Raw genomic sequence first — 24793 nt, forward strand, 5'->3', positions numbered from 1 at the left:
TGTGACCTTCGACGATGATGTCAAAGCCTGCGCCGCGTTGGTACAGCGTGCGGATCCTGATCGGTTCCGGGCGACGATGGCTGCTCCGGTCGCGGCTCGCGTGGTTTTGTTTCCGATCTATGCGTTGAATGTCGAAGTCGCGCGCGCGCCATGGGTGACGCAAGAGGCCATGATTGCCGAAATGCGGCTGCAATGGTGGCGCGACGCGTTGCAGGAGATTGCAGAAGGGTCCGCGGTGCGGCGGCACGAGGTGGTGACGCCTCTGTCGCGGGTCCTTTCGCCGCATCTGGCAGGCGTTCTGGATGAATTTGTTGCCGTAAGACGTTGGGATATATACCGGGATCCGTTCGAGGATCAGGAACACTTTGACGCCTATATCAACCACAGTTCCGGATCTCTTTTCGTCGCCTCTGCGCAGGCGCTGGGTGCGGCGGATGAAAGCGTGTTGCGCGATTTCGGGTACGGAGTCGGTGTGGCAAATTGGTTCCGCGCCATTCCCGAACTGGAAAAGCGGGGGCGCATACCGTTGCTTGATGGTACGACGGGCGGCGTTCATAAACTGGCCCAATCCGCTTTGGACCGATTGCGCAAGGCGCGATCAAAGCGGGGCGACATCGCACCTGAGGCGCGTCCCGCGCTGTATGCGGGTTGGCTGGCGGAACGAGTTCTGAAGCAGGCCATCGCCCAACCCGAGCGGGTGGCGGCAGGAACGCTTGAGCCAGGCGAAATGCGTCAGCGACTGTCGCTGATGTGGACCGTCGGCAGCGGGCGCTGGTGATCAGACCCTTTCGGGATCGGCCGGGCGCAGAACCAGCCACAGCAATGCGCCACCTGCCAGTGTCAGCAAAGGGATCATGGCCAGGTTGACGGCATTCCACCCCTCGATCGCGGATCCGCCCGAGCAGTTCATCAACCCGCCCGAGGCCAGCGATGCCAATGTCACACCGCCAAACACCAACAGGTCATTGAGGCCCTGCATCCGTCCGCGCTCTTGCGGTTCATGCGACGCGGCCAGCATCGTGGTCGCGCCGATGAAGCCGAAATTCCAACCAATGCCCAGAAGAACAAGGGCGACAAAAAAGTTCCCCAATTCAACGCCTTGCAGCGCAACCACCCCTGATGCGGCAAGTATGGCCAAACCCAGAGCGACGATCTTCTCAACGCCAAACCGGGCGATCAGGTGCCCGGTGAAGAAGCTGGGGACATACATTGCCAGCACGTGACTTGTCACGATATCCGCCGCGTCATTGGCCGAAAACCCACATCCGACAACCGCAAGCGGTGTCGAGGTCATCACCAGATTCATCAACGCATAAGACACCATGGCACAGATGATCGCGACGGCGATGCGGGGTGTTTTCAGCAACTCGATCCGTGACCGCCCCTTGGGTTCATCGGCCGCAGGTTTCGCAGGTGTCGGAATGTCGAGAAAGAAGAACAGCGCCGAGCCCAGAACGTTGATCCCGATTACGGCCATATATGTTCCCAGAAAAGGGATGACGTATGCTTCAGACGTAAGCTTCACGATCTGAGGCCCGATGATGGCGGCCGCCAGCCCGCCGGCCATCACGTATGAAATCGCTTTTGGGCGGTAATCGTCTGACGCGGTGTCTGCTGCCGCAAAGCGATAGAACCCGTGTGCGCTCATGTAGATGCCGGTCAGCAGGCTGCCGACAAGAAAGGTGGGGAACGAGCCCAGAAACAGACCATAGGCCCCGATCAACCCGCCCAGTGCACCGGCCGTTGCCCCGACAAGGAACCCCACGCGACGGCCCCATTTTTGCATGATGGCCGAGATCGGCGTGGCTGCCAGCATCGATCCCAGAACGATCAGGGATATCGGCAGCGTCGCTAGGCAGGGGTTCGAGGCCAGCGACTGACCTGCAAGCCCGCCGACGATGAACATCATCGGCATCTGCGCGCCCAGAATGGCTTGGGCAGCCACCAGTACGGCCACATTGCGTTTGGCCTGCCGGTCGTCCGGAAGGGTTGAAATCATCGTCATGGGCGAATGGTTATCGGCTAAGTGTTTGCGGCACAAGCGGGTTGCATCTGTGTCACATGCGCCTAACCTGCCCGAAACAAAAGAGCAGGGAGGCCGCATGCCCGCGGGCCGCATCATCGAAACATCGGACTGTGTGGCCGAAGGGGCCGAGTGGCTGGCCAAAACCTGTCCGCGCATGGCGTATGCGATGGATCAGACCGGCCCCTTGCCGCTGCGCCGCCGCCCCGATGGGTTTGCGCAATTATTGAGTGCAATTGTCAGTCAGCAAGTCAGTGTGGCTTCGGCCAATGCGATCTGGAAACGGCTTCAGGATGCAAGGTTGACCGGCCCGCGCAAGATCCTGTGGGCAACGGATGATGATCTGCGGGCAGTTGGGCTGAGCCGACAGAAGATCCGATATGCGCGGGCACTGGCCGAGGCACGTATCGACTACAAGGCACTGCGCGATGCAACTGACGCCGATGTCGTCGCCATATTGACGCAAGTTCCGGGTATCGGTGTCTGGACAGCCGAAATCTATGCCATGTTCTCACTGGGTCGCGCAGATGTCATCGCGCCCGGTGATCTGGCCCTGCAAGAGGCGGCGCGCATCCTCTATGACTTGCCTGAACGTCCAACGGACAAGGAGCTGCGCAAAATGGCCGAGGCCTGGTCGCCTTGGCGTTCGGTTGCGGCACGGGTGCTGTGGGCCTATTACCGGGTTGCAAAACAAAGAGAAGGGATCAGATGACACGGGTTTTGAATGCGCTCCGGAAAGAGCCTGTTTCGGGCGACACGCGCTCGGTCGTGGTGTTCGTGCATGGCTATGGTGCAAACGGTGCCGATCTGCTGGGATTGGCCGATCCGCTGGGCGAACACCTGCCGGACACGTTGTTCGTGGCCCCCGACGCCCCCGAGCAGATCCCCGGAATGCCCAACGGGTATCAGTGGTTCCCGATTCCGTGGATCGATGGATCTTCCGAAGAAGAAGCCCGCCGGGGCATGGAAATGGCTGTCGAGGACTTCAACGCCTTTCTGAACGCGCTGATGGTGGACGAAGATGTTCTGCCCGAACAGGTTGTGTTGTTTGGCTTCAGCCAGGGCACCATGATGAGCCTGCACGTTGCTCCGCGGCGGGAAGATCCCGTGGCCGGGATCGTAGCCTTTTCAGGCCGTTTGCTGGAACCCGATCTGCTGGTGGATGAAACCGTCAGCCGGATGCCTGTCTTGCTGGTGCATGGCGACGCTGATGACGTCGTTCCCCCACAGTCCCTGCCGGGAGCGGCCGAAGCCTTGCAGGCTGCGGGTTTCAAAGAGGTCTATGCCCATGTCATGAAAGGCACCGGGCACGGTATCGCCCCGGATGGGCTGAGCGTTGCGCTGGCCTTCATGCGCGACAAGCTGAGCCTTTAGTCTTTGGAACTTGATCAGCGGAGTGCCCATGCGTTCCGCACCGGATCAAGTCCAAAGGTGCGCTTCGGCGAACTCGACCGAGTTTCCGGCCGGGTCGCGCACATACAGGGACCGTACGCCGCCAGGCCAGTCAAACTCGGCATCTACCGGAATATTCCAGTCCAGAAGGTGTTTGCGCATCACTGCGATTTCATCTCGTGACAGCACAAGACACACATGTCCGGGGCCGCGCGCGCCGTGGGGCGGAACCGGCATGCCGGGGTCGAGCGGCGGTTGTTCGGTCTGGTCGGGATTGAAAATTAGCAGGACCGATCCGCCGATGCGATAGAAAACATGGCGGTCCGCGACACGTTGTATGCGTTCGAGCCCAAGAACTTCGCCGTAAAACTGTTCTGCCGCGTCCAGATCATCGACATAGAGCGCCGCTTCCAGAATGGCCGAAGGGGCCGGGATGTCAGGCGTTTTCTTCATGACCCCAGTTTAGCAGATCGGGGCAGGGTCTGTCACCGGCGTGGGCGACGGTCGCGCTTGCGTTGGGGGGCCGCGTTCAGTGTCGGCATTGGCAGACTGTCCCACTGCCCGGGCTCAAGATCATCTAGGGTCCAGTCTCCGATGCGGTACCGGATCAGGCGCAGCGTCGGCAGACCAACTGCCGCTGTCATCCGGCGCACCTGTCGGTTTTTGCCTTCACGTATGGTCAGTTCAAGCCAGCTGTCCGTTACCGTCTTGCGTTCACGGATCGGTGGGGTGCGCGGCCAGAGCGCCTCGGGTTCGTCGATCTGACGAGCTTTCGCAGGACGGGTCAAACCATCCTTCAATTCGACCCCGTTGCGAAGCGTTTTCAGGGCAGCCTCGTCGGGGGTGCCTTCAACTTGGACCCAATAGGTTTTGGCCATCTTGTGCTTTGGGTCAGAGATCTGGGACTGCAACTTCCCTTGATCCGTCAGCAGCATCAAACCTTCACTGTCACGGTCCAGCCTGCCCGCCGGATAGACGCCCGGCAGATCGATGAAATCGGACAGCGTGCTGCGCGGGCTGTCCGTATTGGCGCGGTCGGTGAACTGCGGCAGAACATCATAAGGTTTGTTGAAGCGAATGAACCAGGACATGATCTGCGCATAGCCTGAAGATTACCCCCGTGCAAGCTGTGGATAACTGTCATGTGCCTGTTACGGATTCGCGTTAACCCGTCTGCGACATATTGTGGAAAATCAGGGCTTGTCAGAGTTTTAACACGATATATAGTTATAAAAAGACCGGGGCGGGTGCTCCCCGCTCTGGTGTCACAAACGGGCAGCTGAGAGCGAGGAGCGATTCTGTGATGGACGGAGACTTCAGGACCGAATTTGTAAGGGAGCCGGGTGCGCTCAAACAACACCCGGCCCTGGTTTTGAACGCCGATTATCGCCCCTTGTCCTATTACCCGCTGTCACTGTGGCCCTGGCAAGAAGCGATTAAGGCGGCCTGGTTGGATCGGGTCGATATCGTGGCTGAATATGACGAGGTCGTCCGCAGTCCGAGCACCGAGATCCGAATACCCTCGGTCGTTGTTTTGAAAGACTATGTAAAACCCAGAAAGCGCGTGGCCTTCACGCGCTTTAATTTATTTTTGCGGGATGAATTCCGCTGCCAGTACTGCGGCAGCCGTGACAACCTGACCTTCGATCATGTGGTGCCGCGGGCCGCCGGTGGTGTGACCAGTTGGCAGAACGTGGTGGCGGCGTGCAGCCCCTGCAATCTGCGCAAAGGGTCGAAATCGCTGCGCCAGGCTCGGATGACCTTGCGCAAGCCGCCACGTCAGCCCGATGCCGAAGCGTTGCGCAATATCGGACGGAAGTTTCCGCCGAACCACCTGCATGAAAGCTGGATCGATTTCCTGTACTGGGATGCAGAGCTGGACGAGTTCTAAGCCGCGCGGGTTTTCCACGCGGCCAGCCAGATCAGTACAAGCATGGCAGAAGCAATAGCGTTCCAGCCAGCCATCGAGATGCCGAACATCTCCCAAGGGATATCATCGCACCGCACCAAAGGCGCGGACATGATTTGATCGAACAGATCGTCTGCGGACAGACCGCTGATGCTGCCGGATGTGCAGCTGCTTGGGCCTTCCCACCAGCCTTGTTCAACGCCGGCGTGAAATGCACCCACCGCCGATGTCGTCGCGGCCGCCGCTGCGCCCAGCAAAGGAAGAAAGGTCAGCCTCGGTAAAGCCAGAGCCACGGCGCCGATCGCGATGGCCACTGCATGTGGATAGCGCTGCCAGATGCACATCTTGCATGGCGCAAGCCCGCCGAGATGCTGAAAGCCAAAAGCGGCCAGAAGAAGCGCCAGTGATCCAAGACTTGCCACCGCGACAAGTTGCGAACGTCTCGTCATAAGTATTTCACCACCAGGAATCCGCCAAACAGGAGGATGATGAACAAAGTGAACATTAGCCCCAGGCGCTTTTCGATGAAGTCGCGGATCGGCTCACCGAATCCCCAGAGCAGGCCTGCCACCAGGAAGAACCTCAAGGCGCGAGCCAGAATCGAGGTGGCAATGAAGGTTCCAAGCGGCATGCCGGTCCAGCCGGACATAATAGTGATGACCTTGTAAGGGAAGGGGGTCACACCAGCGGCCAGAACGGCCCAGAATCCGAAGTCGTTGAAACGGGTATTGAACTCTTCCATGGCATGTGCTTTCCCCATGGATTCCAGAATGGGCTGCCCGATGCTTTCATAGAAAAACGCACCAATCGCATAGCCCAGCATGCCCCCCAGAACCGAAGCCACCAGTGCCACGGTTGCGATCAGCCATGCCCGGGACGGGCGGGCCAGAATCATCGGAATCATCAACACATCTGGCGGAATCGGGAAGAACGAACTTTCGATGAAAGCCACGATGGCCAGCGCCCACAGCGCGTGAGGGTGTTCGGCCAGACGAATGGTCCAGTCATAAAGCGATCGTAACATAAAGCACTCAAATCCCGTTTTCGGTCTGAAGCCCAGCCAAACCATGCGCCTGACGGACCGTCAACAGTCGAGGGCGAAACAAATGGAATATTGGATGGTTTTTGCCTCTGGACCTTCGCTCGGATGGGCGCTAATCCAGTGTTCGTGGCCCAAGTGGCGGAATGGTAGACGCAGGGGATTCAAAATCCCCCGCCTTCACGGGCGTGAGAGTTCGAGTCTCTCCTTGGGCACCACATTTTTTGGCATGGCATTGATAATTAGTTGCTTTTCGGAACTGCCCTTCGTCATCCCCGAATCTATTCGCCCGAGATTTCGTTGACGCCAGCTGATTTCCTGCCGTTGGCGATTCCGCGCGCAGCGCGGTATCTCACCACAACAAAGTGGTCTGCCGGTTGCAGAGCTTCGCCGGTATTTCCCGCTGGGAAGTGGTCTAGGTGCAAAACAATCAACCAAATGCTGCGGCGTTGTATCGCTGCTTTCGGTGAAACATTTGCCCGAATGCAAGTGCGGCTGCGCAGCCGAATTCAAATGATGCCTCAAGTCCAACTATCCTGTTGGCACCTGCCTAAAGCGCAAGAATCCCTGAACCGCTGTATGGCTACTACGTTAGCGTAAACGGGTAAGTGTAAGAAAAACCTGTTGTATGACGGTGGGACAACGATTTTTTTGGTCATGGCGGGTTATAAGTGCTGGACGTCCCTCACAGCAGAGGACGTGGGTGCAAACTCTTGTGCACCCCAGACCGCCTTCGGGAAAGCGTCTTTTCCTTGCTGAATTTAGGAATGCCAAAAGGGGACATTATTCCTGACTAAAATCGTTCCTTAGACGGGCTCGTAGTCACGGCGTCCATGAGCCATTCTTTGAGCAATTAGTCCTAACGCCCCAAGTGCAACCAGAAGTAAGAATCCGGCAGGCGGAAGTGGGACTGGGGCTAGGGGATTTGCAACAGTATATTGAACCGCAGAGGGATTGCCGAAATTAAACAAAGGCGAACAGGTGCTTGCTTGCGAACCCGTGCAAGCAAGAGTCTGAAAATTGTTGTTGAACGATAGGTCGATAGTTCCGAATTGCGCGCTCGCAACTACTGTTACGTCACCGTCTGCATCGGGCGCATAGATAAATGCGCCACCCCCACCCGTCGCAGAAAACCCGAATGGAAGGATGGTCGTTCCAATCAGTGAGCCTGTTAAATTGTGTCCGGAATAAACATCTAACCTTAGCTGATTTGCTTGCACATCGGTGCTGGTAGAAAAGAAGGGATTTATTCCGCCGAACCCGGAACCAGCGCTGGCATTTATTGCCAAGGCCTGACTTGGACTAATCGTGATGGCAGAACTTGGATTAGCGAGCAATAAGCCGCCCAACAGTGACAGTACCGCAACAAAGAACCTCATTTCCCCCTCCCAAAAATGTCGATACAAGGCAATAAATATTAACATAATATTTTTTTAAAATTTGTGGATTCGGTCAAGAAACCCCCCAGTTGTTTTTTCGATCCGAATACGCGCTTCTCATTTGAGTGGCGGTTCGTGCTGTTTCGCGGCGTCTAGTGCCAGTTCATTTTGCTGACACTGAAACCGAGTTTTGGATTTGGAGTGACTGCATGAACCCAGACGGCTCGCTGTGAACTGATGGGGAAAGTTCGGCATTTATGCTCATATATGCGAATTGGCGCAGGTCAGACCGGTGCCGGCCTTGACATTGTGGGTATCTGAATGAAACCTCGAAAGGGTTGGGAGAAATTGGGAAATTCAAAGATTTGTAGCCGTTGCGATGCGGGCCGGTTTGTATTATCGGCACGCTTCCCTGAGCAGGTGATCAAACTTGATTTCCAACTGCCAGACAAAAAAAAGTGGGAGTTAACAGATGAAAAACAGCAGCAAACTGAGCGTCGGCGCCTTCGTCACCGCAGCCCTTCTGGCTCCGGCGGCATATGCCGAAGAGTTCATTACGATCGGTACCGGCGGTGTCACCGGCGTTTACTATCCGACCGGCGGCGCGATCTGTCGTCTGGTCAACAAAGGCCGGAAAGAGCACGGCGTGCGCTGCTCGGTCGAATCGACCGGTGGTTCAGTCTACAACATCAACACCATCCGCGAAGGCGAGCTGGAGTTCGGTGTGGCCCAGTCCGACTGGCAGTACCACGCCTATAACGGCACCTCGAAATTCGAAGAAGCCGGCCCGTTCGAAGGCCTGCGGGCCGTGTTCTCGGTGCACCCCGAACCCTTCACCGTGGTGGCCCGCGCCGATTCCGGCATCACCAACTTTGAAGACCTGAAGGGCAAGCGCGTCAACATCGGCAACCCCGGTTCCGGTCAGCGCGGCACCATGGAAGTTCTGCTGGGCGAGATGGGCTGGACCACAGATGATTTCGAACTGGCGACCGAGCTGAAAGCGGCTGAACAGTCGGCAGCCTTGTGCGACAACCAGATCGACGCGATGGTGTACACCGTTGGCCACCCCTCAGGTTCGATTCAGGAAGCCACCACCGCGTGTGACTCGGTTCTGGTGAACGTCAGCGGTGAGGCCGTGGACAAGCTGGTCAACGAAAACTCGTTCTACCGCAAAGCAACCATTCCCGGTGGCATGTACCGCGGGTCTGACGAAGACACCTCGACCTTTGGTGTGGGCGCGACTTTCGTGACCTCGGCCGATGTATCGGAAGATGCGGTTTACGCGGTTGTCAGCTCGGTCTTTGAAAACTTCGATGACTTCAAAAAGCTGCACCCGGCGTTTGCGAACCTGAAGCCCGAAGAGATGATTGCGGATGGCCTGTCGGCTCCGCTGCATCCGGGTGCCGAGAAGTACTACAAAGAAAAAGGCTGGATTCAGTAAACCAGACCTGACGCAGGGTGCCCACGGGCGCCCTGCACAAAACCCGTGTGAAACGGGATTTCAGAAGGCCGAACAATGGCCGCGACGGGGAGACATTTGATGAATTCCGACACTCAATCCAATCGTCCGCTTTCCGAAGAAGAGCTTCAGGATCTGGTTGCATCTTCTGACGCAGGAGGGCGCAATCCGGTCGGGAACGTGGGCGTTTTCCTGGCGGTCGTGGCCGCGATCTGGTCGATATTTCAGGTTGTTCTGGCTTCGCCCCTGGCGAATTATGTCTTGCCCGGAAGCGTCGTGAACAATGCACGGCAATTCCATCTGGCTTTTGCTTTGTTTCTGGCCTTTGCGGCTTATCCGGCGCTCAAATCCAGCCCCCGGAACTATATTCCGGTTCAGGATTGGATCATGGGATTGGTGGGCGCGTTCGTCGCGCTGTACGGCTATTTCTTCTATGACAAGATCGTTAATGCGGGCGGTTTGGCCGACGACACCGACAAATGGGTTGCGTTGCTTGGCCTGGTGCTGTTGTTCGAGGCCGCGCGCCGTGCGCTTGGCCCGGCCATGGCAATTATCGCGACCATATTTTTGGCCTATGTCTTCTTCGGTGCCTCGGAATGGGTGCCCGAAGTTATCCGCTGGAAGGGCGCGAGCCTGAAAAAGGCGATGAGCCACATGTGGATCACGTCCGAGGGCGTGTTTGGTATCGCACTGGGTGTTTCCACGAAATTCGTCTTCCTGTTCGTGCTGTTTGGCGCATTGCTGGATAAAGCCGGGGCAGGGAACTACTTTATCAAGATGGCCTTTGGGGCCCTGGGCCACCTGCGCGGTGGTCCGGCCAAGGCGGCGGTTGTGGGCTCGGCTGCGACCGGCCTGATCTCGGGCTCGTCGATTGCCAATGTTGTCACCACCGGTACCTTCACCATCCCGCTGATGAAGCGTGTCGGGTTCAGCAGTGAACAAGCGGGCTCGGTCGAGGTTGCCAGTTCGGTCAACGGGCAGATCATGCCGCCGGTGATGGGGGCCGCTGCATTCCTGATGGTGGAGTATGTGGGCATCTCATATGTCGAGGTGATCACCCATGCCTTCCTGCCGGCAGCGATTTCCTACATCGCACTCGTTTACATCGTGCACCTCGAGGCCGTGAAGCGGAACATGCCCACGCTGGGCGACCGCGATGTACATCTGGCGCGGACTGTGGTGGGGATGCTCGGCTTTTTCCTGGTGTTTGCAGGTCTTTGCTATGGGTCACAATTCCCGGTGGATGCCGTGACAAGCTGGGTGCCGTCGGCCGCTGGGATCGTGCTCAGCCTGATTATCTGCGCGGTATATGTCGCACTGCTTTATCTGGCGGCACAGGTGCCTGACCTGGAACCGGACGACCCTAACGCAAAAGAGGTTACGCTTCCGGTCATCGCCGATATCTACAAAGCTGGCCTGCATTACCTGCTGCCGATCATCGTTCTGGTCTATTTCCTGATGATAGAACAGAAGTCACCGGGCCTGTCCGCCTTCTGGGCCACATCGCTGCTGTTTGTCATCCTGCTGACGCAGAAGCCGCTGAAAGCGATGTTCCGGGGGCAGAGCAACCTGTACGACACTTTCATCGATGGTGTTGCCGACCTGTGGCAAGGTCTGATCGACGGGGCACGCAATATGATCGGCATCGCGCTTGCCACGGCAACCGCGGGCGTGATCGTGGGAACCGTCACGTTGACGGGTGTTGGTCAGGTGATGGCCGATCTGGTCGAGTTCCTGTCGGGCGGCAATCTGATCCTGATGCTGGTCATGGTCGGGCTGCTCAGCCTGATCCTGGGCATGGGTCTGCCGACAACCGCGAACTATATCGTTGTCAGCTCGTTGATGGCCGGAGTGGTTGTTGAGTTGGGCGCCCAAAGCGGGCTGATCGTTCCATTGATCGCTGTCCACCTGTTCGTGTTCTATTTCGGGATCATGGCCGACGTGACACCTCCGGTCGGGCTGGCCAGTTTTGCTGCCGCGGCTGTGTCGGGCGGTGATGCGATCAAAACCGGTTTCACGGCGTTCTTCTACAGCCTGCGCACCGTGGCGCTGCCCTTCGTGTTCATTTTCAACACCGATCTTCTGCTGATCGATGTGACATGGGTCGAAGGGATCATAGTGGCGGTTTTCGCGACGATAGCGATCCTTGTCTTCACGGCAGGCACCATGGGGTATTTCCTGACCCACAGCCGGATCTATGAAAGTATCGCGCTGATCGCCGTGGCCTTCGCCCTGTTCAGGCCGGATTTCTTCATGGATCGCATCGCGCCTCCATACACTTCGGTCGAGCCTGCGGCGTTTGTCGAAACCATTGGCCAGACTCCACCGGGGACCGAGGTTCGCATGGTGATCAGCGGGCCGGATTTTGATACCGGCAAGATGGTTGACACCACGATTGTGGTGCCAGTCGGATCCGAAGAGGGCGGTGAAGCGCGCGTCGATGCCATGGGGCTGCTGTTGCTGGAAGAGGATGGCCTTGTCAAACTTGACGAGCCGATGTTTGGATCACCGGTTGCCGAAGATCTGGCCAACTTTGACTATTACGGTGACGAGGCCGTGCGTCTGAGCTCGGTCAGCCTGCCGTCCAGCCAGCCTCCGAAGCAACTGGTCTATATCCCGGCGCTGATCCTGCTGGGTCTGATCGCTTTCCTGCAACGCGGCCGTGCCGCCAGACAAGAGGTGCTCGTATGACACGTTCCGTTCTGTGTGCCGTTGATATCAGCAATGGCGAGATTGATGCACCGGTGCTGCAAAAAGCAGCCGCGCTGGCGGATATGGAAGGGGCGCAACTTGACGTGGTAACAGTGCTGCCCGATTTCGGGGAAAGCTGGGTGTCGGGGTTTTTCGAATCCGACTTCCACGACAAGGCGTTGGAGGAAGCGCAGGTCAAGCTGACGGCGCTGTGCGTATCGGCCCTGGGGGCCGAGCGCAACGAAACCATCCGCCATGTGGTTGCGACAGGAACAGCTTATCAGGAGATTTTGAAGACGGCCGAAAGTGCCGGCTCTGATTTGATCGTAATCGGAGCCCACAAGCCGGATTTCAAGGATTACCTGCTGGGCCCGAATGCCGCGCGCGTGGTGCGACATTCCAACGTTTCGGTTTACGTGGTGCGCTGACGCGAAAAGCAGATGCCGTGCACAGAGGTGCCGGAGCCCCGACGGTCGCCTGCCACCGTTCGGGCTCCCGCAGCCAAGTCAGTAGCCCGTCATCTCGAGATACCCGACGCCCTCGTGGCTGCCGGTGACCGTGACCGGACCTTCCCAATATTCAAAACGCGTCCCCATCCAGGCGTCCGGCGTCAGGGCGGATACCTTGACGTCGATGCCTCGGTCCGCAAGCACGACGCGCCATTGCGTCGGGACGTCGCGACCTGCCACCTGATCGGTCGCAAGCGGCTCAAGCCTGACGGATCCGTCGGGGATGGCATCGGTGCTGCCGTCTGAATTGATCCATGTGGCCGAAGTGAAATCGCCGCGACCACCGCGCAGGCGAAAGGCCATCAGCTTGTCCCCGCCCTCGAAGCTGAGCGAAAACCAATCCCAGCCGGTTTGATCCTCGGCCAGGGGTTGCGAAGACCATTCCCGGTCCAGCCAGCCCTGACCGGTGACGCGCATATCGCCATCTGGTAGGTGCAGTACGCCTTCGACTGAATAGAAGGGTTGCGAATAGTAATAGCTGGCTTGCCCGTCGGCGGATTTCACAGAATAGCCCGCTTGGCCATGAAACACCAACGGGCCTTGTGCGCTCAGCGCAAGATCGTACCCGAAATCAGCCCCGTTTGCCGTCAGGGTCAGGGTGTCCATATCCGGTCCGGCCATGCGCCATTCGTCGATCCAGGCCTCGAACGGTTGCACCGCAACACCTGCCTGCCCAATCCCCCCACGCGACAGGCGTTCGGCAAAATAGTGGGTGTCAGGCGTGGTGACAGCCGCATGGCCCATCCAGATCTGCGGGCTGTGCCACCCATCTGTTTCAAACGGTTTCAGGGCCGACCGGAAAAGGGTCCATTGGATGCCATAGTCACGCCCGTCCTCGCCTTTTAGGTTGGCCGTCAGATACCACCATTCGATCCGATAGGCGGGGTGAGGTCCGTGGTCTTTGGGAAAGTCGAATTCAATCCCCGCCTGCGGAACCTCGAAGCCTTCCGCCGACCCTCCAAGACCTGCATAGCCCTGCGCCCAAAGAGGCGATGGGCACGAAAACACGAGAACGGCCAAAAGGGCATTAACGTTCATTGGCGAACACCTTCAGCAAATCGGCAGGGGGCAGACGCAACATGCGCAGCGCGGGCAGGGCCGCTGCAACCAGGGCGGCCAGCAGGGTCAACAGGAACAGCCACAACCAATCCCAGGGAAACACGAACATCGGCAACCGCCAGCCAAAGGCTTGCACATTGATCACTGCCAACAGAACCCAGGCGAGGATCAGACCAAGCGGCAACGCCAGACACGCGGTCAGAGCCGCGAGCAGCACGCTGCGCAAAAGCTCCAACCGCGCCAGTTGCGCCCGGTTCAGTCCCAGCGCCCATACCGGAGCAATCTGAGGCAGGCGCTGGGTCCACAGGGTCAGCAGGCTGGTGAGTATGGCAAATCCCGCTACGCCGAGGGTCAGAACATTGAGCGCCGATGTCACGACAAAGGTCTTTTCGAAGATTGCCAATGATTGCGCCTTCATGGCGGCCTGCTGGACCACGGCCTGACGCGGAAGGGCAAACCGCTCGCGCAAGGCTTGCGCCATTTCAGTCGCCTGCTCGGGGTTCAAACGGATGCCAAACCGTCGGGTTTCGGCCCCTGGCGCGATCCGGTCAAGTTGGCTCATCGACACAATGGCTTGTCCGGTTGGGTTTCCATAATCCGAATAAACCCCGGCGATGGTCAGCGCGTGATCCGGGGGCAGTGTCAGCGTATCTCCGGGCCAGAGATTCGCGCGCCGTGCCAGTTGTTCGTTGATTAGCACCGCGTCTCCGGCCATGACGTCGTCCCATACGGTCGAGTTTGCCGATATCAACGGCCAGTGCTGCCGATAGACCGGATCGTCAATGACCCCGTACAGAAACAGGGGGCCCGTCTCGTGCGACAGTTCCATGTTGCGAATTGGAAGGATGGCGTCGACCTGAGGCCGCAGCCATTCCGTGATCTCGCGCCCCTGTTCTTCGTCACGGACGGTCAGATACAGCTCTGAAGTCAGGCGCTGGTCGAGCCAGCCGACAAAGGTCAGCCGGAAACTTGAAACCATTGTGCCCACACCGATATTTGCCGCAAGCGCAAGCAACAGGGCCATCAGGGCAAGCGACAGCCCGGGCAATTGTGCGCGCATGTCGGCCCAGACCCACTGCGCGACGGCGCCACGGGATCTGTTGCCAAAGACGGAAAGCGCAAAGGTCAGAAGCGCCGGCAACAAAAGCGCGGCACCCGTCAGCAATCCGGCCAACAGCACGAAACCGGCAACCAGACCACCGATGCCGAGATAGGAGACGACACCGCCGAAGATCAGGAACAAGCCGAGCAAACCTGTGACAAGGCGTGTGCCGGCATTGCCCTGCCACGCTTGCACACCGGGCCCCGCCAGAAGGGGCATACGAGACAATCGCCACAGCGCATGGCCACTGGCAAACAAGGTGCCGCTAACAGCCATCGCCATCCCGGCAACCACCCAATGGGGGTGCAATGTCAGCTGTCCGGTCACGGGCGCACCATACAGGCCGCGAAGGGTTGCTGCGACATCGGGCAACAACGCTCCAGCCAGAAAGAACCCAAGAAGCAGACCCAAGGTTCCACCGATCAGGGCCAGCCCCGTCAGTTCGGTCAGGATCAGGAAGACCAGCCGCCGCATCGAAACGCCCAGTGCACGCAGGGTGCGGATCATGCCTCGGCGTTGGGCAAAAGCCAGCCCGACGGTGCCGTTCACGATGAACAGGCCAACGGCAAAGGACAGCAGGCCAAAAGCCGACAGGTTCAGGTGAAAACTGTCAGTCAGCCGAGCAGTATCGACTTGCGAGGATGGGCTGGCGCGCTCCAGTTCGGGCGCGACTTCGGCCAAAGGTGGCCGATCACGCGGCTGATCCGGCAATACAATGAGGCGCGAGATGAAACCGGTTTGGTTCAGCAGGGCTTCGGCTGTGCCGATATCCGTCAGAATTACGTCTGGTGGCAGCGCCGTGGTGAACGAAACCGGCGGAAGGTTGTTCTGGTCGCGCAACAGCGGCTCCAGCTCTGCCGCGACCAGAAGTCGCCCCGGAGCGGTCAGCATGTCCGCCGGCTCAGTCGGCGCGGCGCTTTGGCCGGCTTCGGTGACGGCTGGCAGGGCCGGGTAGGCGACCATGTCCACACCCATCAGGCGCAATGTGCGGCCCTGGATTCGATAGGGGCCCTCCAGGACGGCCGCCACCTGCCAACCAGCACGACGCAGATCGACGTAACGAGAAACCGGGATCAGACCGGAAGGATCGCGCAGCTCGTCGAACTGCCCAAGGGCAAGCTGCGCGTTGGCCCGGGCATAGCTGGCGCGCGCTTCGGCATTGATGGCCTGAACCGCGGACCAGAGACCGGTGGCCAACGCGATGCCTGTCAAAAGCGTTGCCAGTTGCAACCAGTGCACCCGCCAGTGGGACATCAAAGCCTGAATGACGGCGCGTGTCATTGGATACGACCACCGCAGAGCTGGACGGTTCGATCCAAGCGGGCTGCAATCTGTTGGGAATGCGTGACCAACAGAAGCGCTGCGCCGGTATCAGCCACCAAGGCCAACATCAGATCCAGAACCCTTGCGCTGGCGGTTTCATCCAGATTGCCCGTGGGCTCATCCGCCAGCAGCAGTTTCGGACGCGCTGCCATGGCACGACCAATCGCCACCCGCTGCTGTTGCCCGCCGGACAGGTTTTCGGGATATCGGTCCAAAAGATCGGACAGGCCCAAGCGTTCAGTCAGATGCGCGGTCCAATCGGCATCCTCGGCGTCGGCAAGGCGGGCGTGAAAGGAAAGGTTCTGCGCAACGGTCAGCGAAGGGATCAGATTGAACTGCTGAAAAACCAACGAAAGCTGACTGCGCCGTAATTCGGCCCGCCCGGAATCGTCCAGATGGGACAGGGGCGTACGGTTCAAGATGATTTCACCGCTGTCGAAACAATCAAGCGCTGCGGCAAGATTCAACAGAGTGCTTTTGCCACTGCCGCTTTCGCCGGTCAGGGCCAGTGTCCGCCCTTCATCCAATGTCAGCGACACGTCGCGCAGAACCGGGCGCCCGCCGGGATAGGTTTTCTGAACACGGTCGATGGTCAACAGCATGATCTGGCCTTTTTTCTTCCAAGGATGTGCGACGGAATTCCAAACTGTCCAGTGCGGACCGGTACCCGGTTCCATTCGCCGCAGGCTTTTGGCGCGATCGCCGGGGTTGTGCCTCGCACCTCAAAGGGCCATTCTGCCCGGACGGTCCACTGTCGTAAATCAGGATGAAAAACATGACGTTGCTGCATCAGATCGTTTGGGGCAGTACATTTCTGGCGCTCTGCTTCTTGGTCGAGATTCTTTTGTTGACCTGGTGTACCGTCACGATCATCAAGTGGGATGAAAAATGGTCGGCCAAGGGGGTGTTCTTTGGCACGGCAACACCAATCGCGGTATCTTTGGCCTTTATCGTCGCCACGCACACGATTCAGGTCTGGATTTGGGCCATCGTCTGGGTGTTGCTTGAGGTTCTGCCGGATTGGAACTCGGCCATCTATTTCTCATTGGTGACGTTCACGACCCTGGGATACGGCGATATCGTTTTGGGCGAAGGGTTGCGCATCTTTGGGTCTTTTGCCGCGGTTGCTGGTCTTCTGGCCTTTGGTCTGTCGACCGCTTACCTGGTGGCGATGATGACGCGCGTCTTTCAAGAGAAGTTCTTTACCTAGAGGATAGGCGCAAACAACCGCGCCAATGGGGCGCCAAACCGGATATGCGCGGGTTGCTGGGCCAGACTGCGCGTCAATTCATAGCTTGCCTCGAAATCCGCGCGTAGCATGTGATCAACAGCCAGGGCTGCGCGGGCATCGAAAAACAGGGCCATCGCCTCGAAGTTCAGCCGGAAGGACCGGTTGTCCAGATTGGTCGTGCCGACCGCAGCCAGCGTGTCGTCTACCACGAAAACCTTCTGGTGCATGAAACCGTCCGTGTATCGGAACACGCGTACGCCGCAATCGCGGATTTCGTCGAAATAGGCAAAAGCAGCCAGCCACGGCAGCCGATGATCAATCATATCCGGGACAAGGATGCGCACGTCCACACCGCGCATCGCTGCATGTTGCAGAGCGGTCATGACGTCGATGTCGGGCACAAAATAGGGCGAGGCAATCCACAGTCTTTCTTTCGCCTCGGCGATGGCCGAAAAGAACATCATGGCGCCGGTTTCGGTTTCGTCTCCGGGTCCGGTGGCCACCAATAGGGCATTCATGTCTTGCTCGGCCTCGCTGCCTGCCCAGTCGAGGTCGTCAATCAGGTCTTCATCGCGGGCCCAGTGCCAGTCTTCGGTGAAGATGAGCTGCAATTGCCGGACGATGTGGCCGGTCATCTTGATATGCGTGTCGCGCCAATGGCCGAAATGCGGGTCTTCGCCCAGATATTCAACACCCACGTTGTGACCGCCGATAAAGCCTGTTTCACCGTCGATGATGACGGTTTTACGATGGTTCCGGTAATTCAGCTGAAACCTGAAATTCGGCCCGCGTTGTTCACGCGGGTCGGCCACGTCAATTCCGGCCTCGCGCATTGTGTCCAGATAGGTGTTTGCCAATCCATAGCTGCCGACGGCATCGGTCATGAAACGGACATGCACCCCGCGTTTCGCAGCCTCTATCAGCTTGGTCTGAAGCTGTCGGCCCAAGGCATCGTCTCTGACGATGTAGAATTGGATCAGGATATAGTTCCTGGCCTCGTCTATCGCCTGAAAAATGGCGTCAAACGTTGCCTGACCATCGATCAGAAGCTGAGCGCCATTGCCACTGGATACCGGAAGATGAGCCAGAAATTCGAATGGTCGTGGATTGACCGACATCGTGGATGGGTCAGGTCTGGAGTAGTCAGCAAAGGTCTTGATGCCTTCGACGACCCGTTCGCTTTGTTGGCGCGAGATGCGGTAGCCGCGAAACCTGTGATGCCCCAGAAACAGGTACATCGGAACCGCAAAGATTGGCGCCGATACCAAAAAGACCACCCAGCCAACGGCTCCTTGCGGTGTGCGCGCGGTTTGTGCCGCGCGCACCGAAAACACAACTGCAGTTGCGTACAACGCAAAAACAAAGATGGATACAAGCAATGTCCACATGGGCGTTAAGTCTTTCGGGTCGTTCAGTTTCCTCCAGTGTAGACCCGCGACCAGTCTTTCGCCATATCGACGATGATCCAGCCTTTGTCCGGCCCCTGATCCAGACCGTCAACCAACCGCCCAATCGGACTTTCCCGATCATAGGCCCATTCACGTTCGGCATCCGTATGGTGGATCAGAACACCCAGCCGTGGTCCGTTACCCGAGGTTGTCCAATCCAGCATGGCGAAATCGCCGTCCGAGTTTCCTCCGGCCAGAATGGGGCGTTTGCCGATCGTGCGTTCGATGTTGATGGGTTTGCCTTCCTTGTCGTCGACGAAGGCAATGCCGGGGGCCTTGATGACAGTCGGAACGCCATCGACATCTTCGAATGTCGAGTTTCCATAGGTGCCCAGAATCTGTTCCGGCGGAATGCCATAGGCCTGTTCCGCGAAGACCCGCATGAAATGAATACCGCCGCCCGAGACAATATAGGTCTTGAACCCTTCGTCCCGAAGATAGCGCAACAGCTCGACCATGGGCTGATAGGTCATCTGGTCATAGGGCAATCCGGTGTCCGGGTGTCGGGCCTCGGCCAGCCATTCCGCGACTTGGGCCTGAAACGCCTCGACAGTCGTTCCGGAATGTGACGCGTTGACAACTTCGATCAACGCATCGTGGCCCCCTTGAAGAACCGTCGCAAGATCACCTTCGGCAGCGGCTTTCAAAACGGGTGTGGACAGGATCGAAGGATCTTGTTCAGCCAGTTCAGAAAGCCGATCCATGGCAAAGATAAACTGGAAATAAACCGGCTGTTCTGCCCAGAGTGTGCCGTCATTGTCAAATACCGCGATCCGATCTGAAGGCGTGACATAGTCAGGTCCTTCCGCGTCGGTAACACTGGACACGAATTCAAGGATCGCCTCTTTTGCCGCTGTGGCGTTCCAACTGGGCAGCGGATCAGCGAGCAGGGATACGGGAACACAGGTCAGAAAGGCACCTAAAAGAACGTGTTTCATGAAGATCTCGATAGCTGTTGTGTTGAAAAAAGGCCGCCCTGCGCAGGGCGGCCTACAGCGTGGGGCCGCCGGGCCTAGTTGTTGGTCGGCGTTGTCAGCTTCTCCATGACCTGATCTAGGTTGAAGCTGGCTGCTTTCTGACGTGGCGGGAACTCCTGGAACGTACTGAGGAAATTGCCAACGTATTGCTGGGCGGGCACAAGGAAATAGGCCCGGTCCAACAGCCAATCGTAATAAGTGTTGGACGTGCGGTACGCGCGTTCATACGGATCGCGGCGCAGGTTGACGATCAGCGGGATGCGCAGTTCGGTCCATGGCTCGATCCAGGCACGCAACGTGGCCCAGGCTTTCTGCTCGAGGAAGATGAGCTTCCAGTCTTCGAAGCGCAGCGCCGTGAGGTCACCATCATCCGAGAAATAGAAGATTTCTTTCCGGGGGCTTGCGGCAGTCTCACCAGTCAGCAGTGGCAGAATATTGTAGCCATCAAGGTGCACCTTATAGTCGCGACCCATGCCCGATGAGCTGTAGCCGGCCTTCAGTTTTTCCTTGATGTCCGGATCGCCGGCCACGGCGAGGTAAGTGGGCAGCCAGTCCATGTGATGCACGATCTCGTTTGTGACCGATCCGGCCTCGATCTTGCCCGGCCAGCGTACCATCGACGGAACGCGCCATCCACCTTCCCAGTTGGTATTCTTCTCGCCCCAGAACGGCGTGGCAGCCGCATCCGGCCAGGTGTTCATGTGGGGACCGTTGTCAGTGGAATAGTGGACGATCGTGTTGTCGGCGATGCCAAGCTCGTCCAGCAGATCCAGCAGCTGACCTACATGCATATCGTGTTCGATCATACCGGCGGTGTATTCATCAGCGACCCGCCCCGACAACTCATTGGCCTTGGCGCGCATCTCGTCTTTGACGTGGGTGCGGAAGTGCATGCGGGTACCGTTCCACCAGACATAGAAGGGCTGACCTTGCTCATGCGCCCGCTTGATGAAGTCGATGGCCGCGGCCACGGTTTCGTCATCTACCGTTTCCATGCGCTTGCGGGTCAAGGGTCCGGTGTCTTCGATCGTGCCATCCGCTTTGGACTTGATGACGCCGCGCGGGCCATAGGCCTCGCGGAAGGTGCGCCCATCCGCCAGAACGCGATCACCCGGATAGTCTTCGTTTTCCGGCTCTTCTTCGGCATTCAGGTGGTAAAGATTGCCAAAAAACTCATCAAAACCGTGGTTTGTCGGAAGATGTTCGTCTTTGTCACCAAGGTGGTTTTTGCCGAATTGACCGGTCACATAGCCGTGGTCTTTAAGAAGCCCCGGGATAGTTGGGTCTTCAACCTGCATTCCAAGATCTGCCCCAGGCAGGCCGACTTTGGAAAGACCGGTGCGGAACACGGATTGCCCCATGATGTATGACGAACGGCCGGCGGTACAGGATTGTTCACCGTAGTAATCGGTAAAGATCATGCCTTCTTTGGCAACCCTGTCGATATTGGGTGTCTGATATCCCATCAGACCCATTGTATAGGCCGAGATGTTGGATTGACCGATATCGTCGCCCCATATCACAAGAATATTGGGCTTTTGATCCTGCGCCCAGGCGGGCACGGCAAGGGCGACAGTTACGGTCGCCACTGCGAACCGGCGCAGTGTTCTACGCCAATTATCTGCAATCATTCGTGGAGAAGACATGAAGTGCTCCTGATCAGTCGAGCCTTAATGACCCGGAAAATTGAAATTTAATTGAAGCCGCTAGCTTATAACTTGAAGCTGCAAGCAAGTTCTTGATTGCCCGAATAAAAACAATTTCTTGTTCGGGCAGTGAACACAGCTATTTTACGCGATGAAACGTATCGAAAACTTATCATATGATCACTTTGAAAGATACAAATGTTTGATTCTGATGACGATATGCGGATTCTGGCCAAGACCGACTGGTTTGGCACGCGCGATTCAAAGTTTCAGAGCGATCTTATGACGTGCGCAATTCAAAGAACCTTCGATTCCGGAGAAACCCTGTACCACCACGGTGACCGCGCCAACGGTATTCATGCGGTGCTCGCAGGCGCGCTTCAGATCACGGCACCTGCCGATGATGGACAGGAATTCGTATTGCATCAGGATGGATCAGGATTCTGGATCGGGGATCTCGCGCTGTTTGCCGAAGCCAAACGCCTGGTCAGCGTCGTGGCAACGCAAAAGACCCGCACCTTGTATTTTCCCGGCTCGCGGGTAGAACGCCTGGTTCAGAAGAACCCGGAATACATCCGTGATTTCTATGCGTTGACGCATGAAAACATGAAGACTGCTCTGCGCATCATGGCCAATCTTGCGGTTACGGGGTCTGAAAAGCGCCTTGTGCTACGTCTGCTGCATCTTGACGAAGGCGCCTTGAGTTCGGACGGATGGATTGTTGTGTCTCAGGAAGAACTTGCTGAAATGGTTGCGGTATCTCAGCCGACCTTGCATCGACATCTGCATCATCTGGCAGATCTGGGCCTTGTGGAATTGGGGTATGGCCGGCTGCGGTTGATCGACCGGCGCAAGCTGATCAGCAACTGTCAAAGTTGAAATCTAAGGGTTGAGCGGGGGCAAAGACCCGATCTTTCGTTCTGTTGCGCTTTTCAGTGCGCCTAGGTGTTGCATGGTCGCTTCCCAGTTTTCCTGGCCGTTGCCAGCCGTCGCTGAATACCGCGCCGCACCGATATTCATAAGGCTCTTCTCAAGATCCAAAGAACGCTCTGGATGCGCGCTTCGCGATTTCCAAAGATCCAATGCCTGATAAACCGCAGGCAAATCCCGTGATATTAAAGCGGATCGCAAGGCATCGACGGCATATTTCTCCGATGCCAGATACCTGCGGCGCCGTTCCGTTTTCCAGGTTGCATAGCGCGGGCGCAGAAACCTTCCCAATGTCCACAATGCGAATACAACAATGACAAGGTAAAGAACTGATTTGATGATGGTTTGCGCGTCAGGCGGCTGTCGCCTGGGTGGTGCCAGTGTCAGCTTGGTCGAGGGAAGTGATGCCGTTTCGATCTGACCGGTGTCCAGATTGAACCAGTCGATGGAAACGGCTGACAACTGTGTTTCGCCATCATCTTGGGCGATGTACACGGTTTCTTCGACCCGCTGCCCGGACAAGATGCCCCGGTTCTCTGTTTCCGAAAAGCGGGGTTCCTTGGGATAGGCGCGAAGCAGTTGGCTTTGATCCTGCGGCGTCAGCGCCGGGATTGTCAGGGCCGTGGTGCCAGCGATCTGCGCGCTTATCTCGCGCGTGATGGAATCACCGGCCTGCATATCGGTCGGACCGTCCAGATTCTGATCAAGAGAGAAACCACTTGCGATGATCAGCGGGTCAAGACCTTGAGCGCCCTCGGGGATCTCAGCGTTCAGCTGTATGGAAGGAAGCGTCACCGAAACCTGAACCGGGTCATTGGACTGCGGGTCGGCAAATGTCACGACAACCTCTTGCGCATCATACGCGACCGGCCCTGATGTCAGCGGATACAGGCGATAACTGCGCTGTACTCCGGACCACGTTTCTCCGTCTACCGTTTCGCTTATCGGACCAGAAGCCCTCTCAGGCAGGCGAACAAGGACGTTTTGTTGCTCCAATGATGGGAATACGGGCGGCTGCGGCATGAAGGTCGGTACCAGAACCTTGATGCGGACGATGGCGGGTTGGCCGACGATGACGGCCTCGTTCGGGACGTCCACTGACACCCGAGGTTGATAGGCTGAGTTTTCCTGTGCGGACACGGATAACGGCAACAACAGGATGAAGACAGCAAGGTATCTCATTCTGTTTGCTCCTGAATTTCCAAAAGGAAACGGTTTCTCAGAAAATCCTGCATGTCGGTGTCGATCATACTGATCCACTGGTCGGCGGACAGTGACTGTGGCCCGTCCTTGGGGGCTTGAACCGTGGTGTCACTGCCACGTGCTGCATCGTTGTCAAACACCGTATCATCTGCGCCGATGCCAGCCTCTTCCCCTGTGTCAGACTGTTCACGCGTCGTTTCGACATAGTCCAGGATGGCCTTGGACAGGTCGAGATTATGCTGGGCTTCGGGCCAGTCGGGGCGACGTTCCAAGGCGGTCTCGAACGCCGATATGGCTGGGCGATACTCGCGGTTTTTTATGCGGGCCATACCTTCGGCAAACGCAGCTTCCGGTGTGTCCAGTGTGGAAAACACGGACGACGCCTTTTCATATTGACCATCCCTGAGATAGGCATATCCCTTGTGATATGGGTCTTCGAACATCTCGGCCGCGTCGCCAAATCGTTTTTGGTTCATCGCGATCTGGCCTTGTTGGTCGGAGGTGAAAAACCAGTCTCGCCATCCTTCTGCCCGCGCACCGGATGAAGGCAGCGCAATCAAAACCAGAACCGCCCAACGAATTACCCAGCCCTTGCGGAACCACAGCAGAGACAACACCGCAGCAGGCCAGGCCAGGATCCAGCCCTTGTCCTGCCAGTCCAGACGATCATCGTCATCCAGGGCGGCAGTATAGGCCGATTGAATGCGGCGCATCAGTTGATTGATGTCCCGGTCGTCGCCCGAAAACGCGACCACTGAGGCGTTGGGGATGTTGTCCAGCTGCGCGATACGACCACCATCCGGCAGCATGGTGAGAAAGAAAATATCAGAAGAAGAGGAGCTTAGCCCAGCTACCTGAGATGGATCAAGGTCGTCCAATACAAACAGAATCGCCCCCGGGCTGTCGCTGTCGTCCAGAATGGACTGAGCCAACGCAAGCGCATCGGCTGCTGCATCGCCATCCTTCGGCATCACCGCGGGGGTCAACCCCTCAAGCAACGGACGAAGTATGTTCGCGTCTTCGGTCAAAGGCGCAACTCGGTGCGGCGTTCCCGCATAGGCGATCAAAGCGGTTCGTGCGCCGGCACGTTCGGTGATCAGGTCGGAAATCTTGAACCGTGCCCGATCCAGCCGCGATGGCGCAAGATCCGAGTTTTCCATGCTGTCGGTGACTTTGAGAGCGATCACCAACGGGGCCGTGTCTGCGATCAACGGGTTGGGCGCGCGCGACCATGTCGGACCCGAGGCCGCCAATGCGACAAGCGCCGTAATGATCAGCGCAACATCAATGGGCTGGATGCGCCTGTTTTCTTCCTTGCCCATCAGCAAGGCCTCTGCAAGGTGCGGGGCGATCCCTGATGGCAGTTTGGTGTCTGCCATCGGTCTGGGTCTGATCCGCCACCACAACACAAGGATGGGGATGAGAAGCAGCAGGTAATAGCCTCGGATAAAATGGAAATCAGCCAGATCCATT

The 24793-nt window shown here is 57.8% G+C and carries 23 protein-coding genes and 1 tRNA gene; 10 read left to right on the top strand and 14 right to left on the bottom strand.

Annotation, left to right across the window (positions count from 1 at the left end):
- The first annotated feature begins 1 nt into the window (after position 1).
- Entirely contained in the window at positions 2–778 is a 777-nt protein-coding gene (locus GOW04_RS03695; RefSeq protein WP_171232040.1) for a squalene/phytoene synthase family protein, read from the top strand.
- Here GOW04_RS03695 and GOW04_RS03700 read toward each other — a convergent pair whose 3' ends face one another.
- Entirely contained in the window at positions 779–2005 is a 1227-nt protein-coding gene (locus tag GOW04_RS03700; RefSeq protein WP_171115775.1) for an MFS transporter, read from the bottom strand.
- Between the two features lie 97 nt (positions 2006–2102).
- Here GOW04_RS03700 and GOW04_RS03705 point away from each other — a divergent pair, with 97 nt between their 5' ends.
- Together GOW04_RS03705 and GOW04_RS03710 are read left to right on the top strand one after the other, a co-directional pair.
- Positions 2103–2735, top strand: a complete 633-nt coding sequence (locus GOW04_RS03705; RefSeq protein WP_171115777.1) for a DNA-3-methyladenine glycosylase — start codon at positions 2103–2105, stop codon at positions 2733–2735.
- Complete coding sequence (locus GOW04_RS03710; protein WP_171231583.1) at positions 2732–3397, top strand: alpha/beta hydrolase; 666 nt, start codon at positions 2732–2734, stop codon at positions 3395–3397. Before GOW04_RS03705 ends, GOW04_RS03710 begins: the two co-directional genes overlap by 4 nt.
- 45 nt (positions 3398–3442) lie before the next feature.
- Here the strand turns inward: GOW04_RS03710 and GOW04_RS03715 are convergent, their stop codons facing one another.
- Entirely contained in the window at positions 3443–3868 is a 426-nt protein-coding gene (locus GOW04_RS03715) for a VOC family protein (RefSeq protein WP_171167989.1), read from the bottom strand.
- Positions 3869–3900: 32 nt separating this feature from the next.
- Entirely contained in the window at positions 3901–4506 is a 606-nt protein-coding gene (locus GOW04_RS03720; RefSeq protein WP_171231584.1) for an rRNA large subunit pseudouridine synthase E, read from the bottom strand.
- A 212-nt stretch (positions 4507–4718) separates the two neighbouring features.
- Between GOW04_RS03720 and GOW04_RS03725 the strand changes: the two genes are divergently transcribed.
- Positions 4719–5306 (top strand): HNH endonuclease, encoded by a 588-nt coding sequence (locus GOW04_RS03725; RefSeq protein WP_152458073.1) that lies wholly within the window; start codon positions 4719–4721, stop codon positions 5304–5306.
- Here the strand turns inward: GOW04_RS03725 and GOW04_RS03730 are convergent.
- A complete protein-coding gene (locus GOW04_RS03730) occupies positions 5303–5773 on the bottom strand; it encodes a disulfide bond formation protein B (protein ID WP_171231585.1) in 471 nt (156 codons plus the stop codon). The genes GOW04_RS03725 and GOW04_RS03730 overlap by 4 nt on opposite strands.
- On the bottom strand, positions 5770–6348 hold the full coding sequence (locus tag GOW04_RS03735; protein WP_152458071.1) for a YqaA family protein: 579 nt from the start codon (positions 6346–6348) through the stop codon (positions 5770–5772). Before GOW04_RS03735 ends, GOW04_RS03730 begins: the two co-directional genes overlap by 4 nt.
- Before the next feature lie 147 nt (positions 6349–6495).
- Here GOW04_RS03735 and GOW04_RS03740 point away from each other — a divergent pair.
- A tRNA-Leu gene (locus GOW04_RS03740) sits at positions 6496–6581 on the top strand.
- A gap of 588 nt (positions 6582–7169) precedes the next feature.
- Here the strand turns inward: GOW04_RS03740 and GOW04_RS03745 are convergent.
- Positions 7170–7787, bottom strand: coding sequence for a hypothetical protein (locus GOW04_RS03745; RefSeq protein ID WP_171231586.1), 618 nt, complete (start codon positions 7785–7787; stop codon positions 7170–7172).
- 427 nt (positions 7788–8214) lie between these two features.
- On the opposite strand from GOW04_RS03745, the gene GOW04_RS03750 reads away from it, so the two are divergent.
- The 3 genes from GOW04_RS03750 to GOW04_RS03760 all read left to right on the top strand — a co-directional run bounded on the left by GOW04_RS03750 (position 8215) and on the right by GOW04_RS03760 (position 12320).
- Positions 8215–9183: a TAXI family TRAP transporter solute-binding subunit gene (locus tag GOW04_RS03750; RefSeq protein WP_152458069.1), complete on the top strand. Its 969-nt coding sequence runs from the start codon at positions 8215–8217 to the stop codon at positions 9181–9183.
- A 99-nt stretch (positions 9184–9282) separates the two neighbouring features.
- The gene (locus tag GOW04_RS03755; RefSeq protein WP_171231587.1) at positions 9283–11892 is read left to right on the top strand and encodes a TRAP transporter permease; all 2610 of its coding nucleotides are present in this window, start codon (positions 9283–9285) and stop codon (positions 11890–11892) included.
- Positions 11889–12320 (top strand): universal stress protein, encoded by a 432-nt coding sequence (locus tag GOW04_RS03760; RefSeq protein ID WP_171231588.1) that lies wholly within the window; start codon positions 11889–11891, stop codon positions 12318–12320. The genes GOW04_RS03755 and GOW04_RS03760 overlap by 4 nt, the downstream gene beginning before the upstream one ends.
- A gap of 78 nt (positions 12321–12398) precedes the next feature.
- Here GOW04_RS03760 and GOW04_RS03765 read toward each other — a convergent pair whose 3' ends face one another.
- Genes GOW04_RS03765 through GOW04_RS03775 form a run of 3 tightly spaced genes read right to left on the bottom strand, consistent with a single transcriptional unit; the run spans position 12399 to position 16487 of the window.
- Positions 12399–13439 carry a lipocalin-like domain-containing protein gene (locus tag GOW04_RS03765; protein ID WP_171231589.1) on the bottom strand — a complete coding sequence of 347 codons (1041 nt, stop codon included), beginning with the start codon at positions 13437–13439 and terminating at the stop codon, positions 12399–12401.
- Entirely contained in the window at positions 13429–15843 is a 2415-nt protein-coding gene (locus GOW04_RS03770) for an FtsX-like permease family protein (RefSeq protein ID WP_171231590.1), read from the bottom strand. Before GOW04_RS03770 ends, GOW04_RS03765 begins: the two co-directional genes overlap by 11 nt.
- A complete protein-coding gene (locus GOW04_RS03775; protein ID WP_170344178.1) occupies positions 15840–16487 on the bottom strand; it encodes an ABC transporter ATP-binding protein in 648 nt (215 codons plus the stop codon). Before GOW04_RS03775 ends, GOW04_RS03770 begins: the two co-directional genes overlap by 4 nt.
- Positions 16488–16660: 173 nt before the next feature.
- Here GOW04_RS03775 and GOW04_RS03780 point away from each other — a divergent pair, with 173 nt between their 5' ends.
- Complete coding sequence (locus tag GOW04_RS03780) at positions 16661–17095, top strand: ion channel (protein ID WP_152458063.1); 435 nt, start codon at positions 16661–16663, stop codon at positions 17093–17095.
- Here the strand turns inward: GOW04_RS03780 and cls are convergent.
- The 3 genes from cls to GOW04_RS03795 form a co-directional block, all read right to left on the bottom strand.
- Positions 17092–18504, bottom strand: coding sequence for a cardiolipin synthase (gene cls, locus GOW04_RS03785; protein ID WP_171231591.1), 1413 nt, complete (start codon positions 18502–18504; stop codon positions 17092–17094). The two genes, GOW04_RS03780 and cls, sit on opposite strands and share 4 nt — an antisense overlap.
- 23 nt (positions 18505–18527) lie before the next feature.
- Positions 18528–19502 carry an HAD family phosphatase gene (locus GOW04_RS03790; RefSeq protein WP_171231592.1) on the bottom strand — a complete coding sequence of 325 codons (975 nt, stop codon included), beginning with the start codon at positions 19500–19502 and terminating at the stop codon, positions 18528–18530.
- A gap of 74 nt (positions 19503–19576) precedes the next feature.
- A complete protein-coding gene (locus GOW04_RS03795) occupies positions 19577–21187 on the bottom strand; it encodes an arylsulfatase (RefSeq protein WP_152458060.1) in 1611 nt (536 codons plus the stop codon).
- 198 nt (positions 21188–21385) lie between these two features.
- Between GOW04_RS03795 and GOW04_RS03800 the strand changes: the two genes are divergently transcribed.
- A complete protein-coding gene (locus GOW04_RS03800; protein ID WP_171204803.1) occupies positions 21386–22066 on the top strand; it encodes a Crp/Fnr family transcriptional regulator in 681 nt (226 codons plus the stop codon).
- A 3-nt stretch (positions 22067–22069) separates the two neighbouring features.
- Here the strand turns inward: GOW04_RS03800 and GOW04_RS03805 are convergent, their stop codons facing one another.
- Both GOW04_RS03805 and GOW04_RS03810 read right to left on the bottom strand, forming a co-directional pair.
- Entirely contained in the window at positions 22070–23299 is a 1230-nt protein-coding gene (locus GOW04_RS03805; protein ID WP_171231593.1) for a BatD family protein, read from the bottom strand.
- Positions 23296–24792, bottom strand: a complete 1497-nt coding sequence (locus tag GOW04_RS03810) for a VWA domain-containing protein (RefSeq protein WP_171231594.1) — start codon at positions 24790–24792, stop codon at positions 23296–23298. Before GOW04_RS03810 ends, GOW04_RS03805 begins: the two co-directional genes overlap by 4 nt.
- Position 24793: the final 1 nt, after the last annotated feature.

The sequence above is a fragment of the Ruegeria sp. HKCCA4812 genome, from assembly GCF_013034245.1.
GTDB lineage: Bacteria > Pseudomonadota > Alphaproteobacteria > Rhodobacterales > Rhodobacteraceae > Ruegeria.